5 protein-coding genes and 1 pseudogene are annotated in these 6,430 nt (G+C 32.9%); 4 read left to right on the forward strand and 2 right to left on the reverse strand.

The features are described from left to right. Positions 1-2: 2 nt before the first annotated feature. The 3 genes from fliR to GYW75_RS09695 all read left to right on the forward strand — a co-directional run bounded on the left by fliR (position 3) and on the right by GYW75_RS09695 (position 3,367). A complete protein-coding gene (fliR, locus tag GYW75_RS09685; protein ID WP_065590635.1) occupies positions 3-797 on the forward strand; it encodes a flagellar biosynthetic protein FliR in 795 nt (264 codons plus the stop codon). A gap of 177 nt (positions 798-974) precedes the next feature. Then, a complete protein-coding gene (locus GYW75_RS09690; protein WP_174799247.1) occupies positions 975-1,319 on the forward strand; it encodes a hypothetical protein in 345 nt (114 codons plus the stop codon). Positions 1,320-2,077: 758 nt separating this feature from the next. Continuing rightward, the gene (locus GYW75_RS09695; RefSeq protein ID WP_238786463.1) at positions 2,078-3,367 is read left to right on the forward strand and encodes a hypothetical protein; all 1,290 of its coding nucleotides are present in this window, start codon (positions 2,078-2,080) and stop codon (positions 3,365-3,367) included. A 227-nt stretch (positions 3,368-3,594) separates the two neighbouring features. Here GYW75_RS09695 and GYW75_RS09700 read toward each other — a convergent pair whose 3' ends face one another. Continuing rightward, positions 3,595-3,930 (reverse strand): zinc ribbon domain-containing protein YjdM, encoded by a 336-nt coding sequence (locus GYW75_RS09700; RefSeq protein ID WP_034909519.1) that lies wholly within the window; start codon positions 3,928-3,930, stop codon positions 3,595-3,597. Between the two features lie 436 nt (positions 3,931-4,366). Here GYW75_RS09700 and GYW75_RS09705 point away from each other — a divergent pair, with 436 nt between their 5' ends. Continuing rightward, the gene (locus GYW75_RS09705; protein WP_174799168.1) at positions 4,367-5,965 is read left to right on the forward strand and encodes a hypothetical protein; all 1,599 of its coding nucleotides are present in this window, start codon (positions 4,367-4,369) and stop codon (positions 5,963-5,965) included. A 372-nt stretch (positions 5,966-6,337) separates the two neighbouring features. On the opposite strand, the pseudogene GYW75_RS09710 reads toward GYW75_RS09705, so the two are convergent. Continuing rightward, positions 6,338-6,430, reverse strand: a pseudogene (locus GYW75_RS09710) (IS5/IS1182 family transposase); the annotation flags it as partial.

The following is a 6,430-nucleotide window of genomic DNA, read 5'->3' on the forward strand; positions in this document are numbered from 1 at the left end:
TAATGGAATTTGATATCAACAATTTATTTAATATCGATTTCTTTTCTTGGATTAGGGACTATTTTTTCCCTTTTGTTCGTATCTTAGCGTTGATCATGGTAGCGCCCATTTTTGGCGAAAAGGAAACGCCTAATCGAGTTAAAATTGGCCTAGCGCTACTCACTACGATTGTACTGCCACATCCACATATTGATGACAATATAAAAATATACTCATTTATAGGAATATGGATTATTGCACAACAAATAATGATTGGAATACTTATTGGTTTTACCATGCAGTTGGCATTTATGACAGTGCGATTTTCAGGAGAATTAATAGGGATGCAAATGGGGCTAGGAATGGCGACCTTTTTTGACCCTATTGGCGGTCCATCAACATCAGTATTATCGCGCTTAATTAACATCATTGCTTTATTAATATTTCTCAGTCTTGATGGCCATTTATGGTTGTTATACGGCATATCAAATAGTTTTGATATTATTCCGATTGCAGTAATGCCATTACAAGCGAATGGATACTTAGCATTAATTGAAGTCAGCAAACTATTATTTATCAACGCAATCATGTTAGCACTTCCTTTAATGACATTGCTATTAATCATCAACATATCATTAGGACTACTTAACAGAATGACGCCACAGCTATCTATATTTGTGGTTGGTTATCCAGCGACCCTATTTTTAGGGCTAATCATGCTAACTTATTTAATTACAACATTACCCGCATTTACTGAATTTATTTTTGAACAAATGTTTGAGCGAATTTCTAGTATTTTATGGTATTTAACTCGGTGATACTTGCTAGCAAAAAAAACATTATTAAATTATTATTAGATGTTTAATACTCACTATTCCATCGTTGAATGAGAATTTATTTGGAAAATAAACAATGATAAACTAAGCACTGGAAGCAAGTCTTGTTTATTATTCTAATTATTTACTTGCTCAATGATGATGGATTAACAATTGACTATGAGCAAAGAACAAGAATTAATAAAGCAGGCAGAAAGACTCGCTTCACTTCCTGATTGCGCAGAACCTTTTGAGCAACTTAAGGCTTTACTGAAAGATGAAACCGATCTTGAAATGAGGTCTCGGGTTATTACATTTTTCTATATAGCATTTGAAGAAGCATTATGTTCAAAGGATCATTTTAATATGCTTAATAATAAAGTCAGCAAGCTTATTAACACTTATCCACTGCCTGATGATGCTGAGGAGCAATTAGACCATATAATAGAACAGACTGATAACGCATATGAAAGATTACTATTAGGTCGGGCTTACGAAGCACTCTTTATTCAACGTTATCACTAATCAAATCGAACAATATTGTTATTTTAGCTCGCTAATTGCAGAAAATGGTTGCAAAGTAACGATGTAATTTGTACTTGTTTTTTGTGGCTATTGAGCAAATTTACATTTTAATATATTGATTTATCTATAAATTAACAAAAAACCGTCAAATAAAAATTTAAATAAAATCAATGCCCTACCTGACTGTTTTTTATTGTGTGATACATATTATTAAGTAATTATCTAAAAATAAACATATTAACAAACTAGATAAACCATTTTATATAGTAGATTAGTTAACTCATATTATTAAAAGCTTGGTTTCAATAGGTGATCCTTTGATTAAAGGAAGTCCTTAACAAAATTTTACAAAAGAGTGGAGATAAAAGAGTTTTTTCTCTAAAATACTTTTAATACTATGTTATTTATATGGTATGTGTCATTCTTTAGTTGTTAAAAATAATTTAACTATTTATATTTTATAAATTTATTGATGGAAATAAGTATAAGGAATAATAAAAATATGATAAGATATGGTCTGAAATCGAGCATCGAGCATCGAGCATCGAGCATCGAGCATCGAGCATCGAGCATTTTGGAGTATTGGTGACTTTGTTAATTGTTTTTATTTAATTTTACAGCAAAGCACTTTATATTTAGCATTACCTTTTTATTTTAAACTCTCCCACTGTAAATCTAACCACATTGGCAAAATAATAGCATCTATAGCCAATTTAAAACTAAAATTTACTCAAAAAAGCTTAATATTATTATCACAATTGATAATAGCTGGGGCACCTCATGCCATACTCACTGCTACGTCGAACCATATTATAATAGGTAATGCCCCACAAGTGCTGGCGTTATCGAGTGCAGATAAACATGGTTTTACTGTCAACGGTGTTTTTTACAGTGAGGCGAGTGGCACTATAAAATCTAGTGAAGTGAAAGAATTTGATGGTAATTTAACGCTGAATGATTTTAAAGTGGCGATTTATACTTCAACAAACTTAGATAAAGTTGAAAATTACAGTGATATAGATGGTGATAGTGCCGATCCACAGGAGCCATTTAAAGTGCAAATGACCAATTATTGGTGGTATGACAATAATGGCGTTAGGATAATGGGTGATGATAAGAAAAAAATGATAGGTTGTGGAAGTGGTTTTTCAATGCCATTAAAGCTCATCATTAAAACTGATGTTAAAGCACAATCAGAATATGGTATTCCCAATGAAAGTGAATCTGTTACATTAGCTAAAACTTATCAAATCGCCGCAAAATCAGAAATTTGTTATGCTAAACCGAATGCGACAATTACCCACCAAAATGCTCAATGGCATGGTTTTGATAAAAATGGAAATTCTCAAAAATGGAATCTCGAAAGTAGTATAATAAACCCTGAGTATGGTGGTGGGCGTACAAATGATTATGTGTTGAATTTTGGTTTTAAGGCTAAACCAACCGTTTCATCAAAAACCTTTCCAACAACAGGTTTTCCTGGGGCTAAATTCCAATTAGTAATGACTGGTGTACAAACAGATTATGAGTTTTCAGTTATTACTGGATCGAAAGATATTATTGATATTGACTCGTTAGGATTTATTACTCTAAAGAAAAAACCATTAGGCGAATTAACAGTACAGGCGACATTAAAGAGAGATAAATCTGTTAAGCATAATTATAGTTTTAATCCAACAAATATCTGGGCTATTCCTCAAAGTGATTTTAGGGATTATTGGGATATTGCTCAAGCAAAATGTGGTGGTGCTTTTAATATATTAAGTCGAGACGAATTGACTAATTCTCCACAAAGAAAAGCACCAATGTATTGGAATTTTAAAGATAATAATTATTCCCGAGCAATTGGTGGAGGGTTGACCGCTGAATGGGGACAAATGAATCAAACAAGCTATCCAAGTTCTGATTGGCGTGATGCTCATTATTGGACAAGAGATAACTATTCACCCGAACGGCACTTTGTTGTGCATACTGTCAATGGTGGGGTGGGGTATGATAGTTATGAAAATAAGATAGGAAAAATTAACTATATTGCTTGTAAAGGTTAAATGTGTTTATATTTTAATTGCTTTGTTGATAACTTGAAGAAGCAAAGTTGGTGTTTAAAAATTAACATTAATAATTAAGGGAATGCCATTAAATATTCCCTTAATTTGATAATTTTGTTTAACACCTAACTCTTTTTTATACAATGTTCCAAGGCTGTTTTTTGTACATGGATTATCATTGTCTTTAATTATTTTTTGAAAAAGGTTATACACAACATGATAATTAACTAAGCTTTTTTTACAAAGCAGGCTTTTAGCATAATTTTCATGCCATCAATTTTGCAGTCGATTTCGTGATCACCTTCGACTAAACGAATGCCTTTGGCTTTAGCGCCTTTTTTCAGCACCGTTGAAGATCCTTTCAATTTTAGATCCTTAATCAAAATAATATCGTCGCCATCAGCAAGTAAATTACCATTGCTATCTTTTACCTGTAATCCAACATCAGAAGACACAGCCTCGTTTGGATCCCATTCGTGGGCACATTCAGGGCAAACACAAAAGCTGCCATCATGATAAGTGTGTTCAGATTGGCAAACAGGGCAATTAGGTATAGATTCCATAGCTTATAACTCTTATAGATTAAATAAAATGGCGTTTACTATAGCAAAAAAATGCTATTAAGTCATGGATGTTGTCTATTCGCTATTGTTAGGATCTAAAATAGCGATATACAAAAATATAGGAAGTATTAATTATGTTTCTGTAAAGGTTAATGATTAAGTCTTAATATTAATAAGCAAATATGTGATTTTAAGTAATGGATTCGTTATCTTATATTATTAAAAAATTTAGAGCAATGGATGATCTTTTATTAAAGAAAGAGCTTAACAAAACTTTACAAAAAAACAGGTGAAAAATGAGGGTTTTATTCTAAAATAGAGTAGCATAGTTATATACTACTTTATGCTAAAATTACTAAAAACAACATTAACTGTTTATTTTATAACAATAAATTTAAGAAAATAAGTATGAGGAATAATAAAATTATGATAAAATATGGACTTAATCGGGCATCGGGCATCGGGCATCGGGCATCGGGCATCGGGCATCGGGCATCGGGCATCGGGCATCGGGCATCGGGCATCGGGCATCGGGCATTTTGTTAATCGTTTTATTTCACCTTTAATATTACGGCAAAACGTTTTATTTTTACTGTTATCTTTTTGTTTTAAACACTTCCATTGCAAATCTCACTTTGTTGTCAAAATAACGACACTCACAGCTCACTCAAAACCGAAACTTACTCAAATAATGGGTTTAATCTTATTATCACAATGGATACACGTTGGCTCAGCTAATGCAATACTAACAGCAACTTCGAATCAGATTATTACAGGGAATGCTCCGCAAGTGCTGGCGTTATCGAGTGCAGATAAACATGGTTTTACTGTCAACGGTGTTTTTTACAGTGAGGCGAGTGGCACTATAAAATCTAGTGAAGTGAAAGAATTTGATGGTAATTTAACGCTTAACGATTTTAAAGTGGCGATTTATACTTCAACAAACTTAGATAAAGTTGAAAATTACAGCGATATAGATGGTGATAGTGCCGATCCACAGGAGCCGTTTAAGGTTGAATCGACTAATTATTGGTGGTATGACAATAATGGTGTAAGAATAATAGGTAATGATAAGAAAAAAATGATAGGTTGTGGTAGTGGCTTTTCAATGCCATTAAAGCTCATCATAAAAACCAATGTTAGTGCTCATTCAGCATACGGAATTCCTGATAAAGGCGAGCAGATTACCCTAGCTAAAACTTATCAAATCGCACCAAAATCGCAAATTTGTTATGCTAAACCGAATTCTACTATAGTGCATCCAGAATACCAATGGATTGGAGTTGATTTAAAAACAGATGAATATTATTTTAATCGACCTGAATATGCTAATCGCCACCCTCTAGTTGGTGGTGGTTATACTAAAGATTACGTACCAAATTATGGTTTTAAAGCACAGCCAATAGTTTCATCAAACACATTCCCAACAACAGGGTTTCCTGGTGCTAAATTTCAATTAGTGATGACAGGAGCACAAGATGATTATCATTATCAAGTGATCAATAACCCAGGAGGAGGGGTTGCAATTGATCAAAATGGTGTAGTAAAACTTAATAGTAAACCCTCAGGAACTGTTACAGTGAGGGCAACTTTAAAAAGAGATAATTCTGTCATTCATGATTACCGTTTTAACCCAACTTCTATTTGGGGGGTGCCGAAAAATTTTAGAGGATCGTTTAATGCTGTACAACAGCATTGTGGAGGTTTACAAAATATGATGAGTCGAGCCCAATTAACAAATTCGCCACGATATGAAGGTCAAGGGGCAGAATTAACTGGATTGTCTAATAGCTATACTCGTGTAATAGGTGGCTCTATTTTGGGTGAATGGGGGTGGACAACTAAATCTTCTTACCCTGATTCAGAATGGCAAGAATATTATGCTCCGCCTGATTTTACCTCTAGATATTGGACATCGGATTCTTCGGTGATTGAAGGTGTACAGCTTCCATATGTTGTACATAACCATGATGGTTTTACTAGCACGTTTACAACTGAAGCTCCTTGGTTAGGTTACGCTATTTGTAAAGGATAGAAAATATTTTAAATGTGATATTATTTATTCAGTAAAGGAGCATTTATAAAATAGGATTGTTGTAATAAAATAATGGGTTATTTATATTTCATGATTAAAATAACCCACTCAAACACATAAAGGCGTTTTACCAGAAATAGCTTTATGTATAACCATATTATAAATGTGAATAAGTAGCTTAGACTTTTGTTTTCTATTTTCTGTATTGTTAAATATTTTTTATATCATGCCACATTGCAATTAAAGTATGTATCATGCTTTCGGTTTTTCATTCGTTTATTGGTGGGCTGGTTTTGTAAATTTTGATTAATAAAATGGTTATCAAACGTTTTAATGAATAGGGACTGTTGATCTTTGCTGTACATAAATTACTCAACAATACATTGGCAGCCACATTAACATAAATGCCAGTGATACCATACTGGCATAATTCCTTTCTAACTTATCGTATCTAGTTGATATTGA

Origin of the sequence: Gilliamella sp. ESL0232, from assembly GCF_013346885.1 — a bacterium.
GTDB classification, from domain to species: domain Bacteria; phylum Pseudomonadota; class Gammaproteobacteria; order Enterobacterales; family Orbaceae; genus Gilliamella; species Gilliamella bombi.

Coding starts and splice junctions, on each gene's coding strand:
- fliR (WP_065590635.1), top strand. CDS start 3: ATGGAATTTGATATCAACAATTTATTTAATATCGATTTCTTTTCTTGG.
- GYW75_RS09690 (WP_174799247.1), top strand. CDS start 975: ATGAGCAAAGAACAAGAATTAATAAAGCAGGCAGAAAGACTCGCTTCA.
- GYW75_RS09700 (WP_034909519.1), bottom strand. CDS start 3,930: ATGGAATCTATACCTAATTGCCCTGTTTGCCAATCTGAACACACTTAT.
- GYW75_RS09705 (WP_174799168.1), top strand. CDS start 4,367: ATGGACTTAATCGGGCATCGGGCATCGGGCATCGGGCATCGGGCATCG.